The sequence below is a fragment of the Candidatus Symbiopectobacterium sp. 'North America' genome (assembly GCF_015762685.1).
GTDB lineage: Bacteria > Pseudomonadota > Gammaproteobacteria > Enterobacterales > Enterobacteriaceae > Symbiopectobacterium.
In genome coordinates, this window is record NZ_PEHF01000122.1 from 1 (window position 1) to 378 (window position 378).

At 43.4% G+C, this 378-nt stretch carries 1 tRNA gene; it reads left to right on the forward strand.

Going from position 1 to position 378, the window contains the following annotated elements:
- The first annotated feature begins 153 nt into the window (after positions 1-153).
- Positions 154-229, forward strand: a tRNA-Glu gene (locus CS369_RS22570).
- Positions 230-378: the final 149 nt, after the last annotated feature.

Below are 378 nucleotides of genomic sequence, written 5' to 3' on the forward strand. Positions count from 1 at the left end.
GGATCACCTCCTTACCTGATGATACTGATTCTGTGTAGTGTTCACACAGATTGTCTGATGAAAATGCTGAGCAAAAAGCACCTGTTGATGAATGAGTCTCTGACTCATGCTGATACGAACCGATTAGAGCAGTTATGTTAATCGGGTTTTCGTGTCCCCATCGTCTAGAGGCCTAGGACACTGCCTTTTCACGGCTGTAACAGGGGTTCGAATCCCCTCAGGGACGCCATACCGATAATGAGTGAAAGACATTATCACCCGTTCTGATGAACCGACAATAACGTAAAGATGACTTGCGACTCGTGTTTACGATATTTGCTCTTTAACAATCTGGAACAAGCTGAAAATTGAAACGAGCAATATTGGATGCATTTAGAA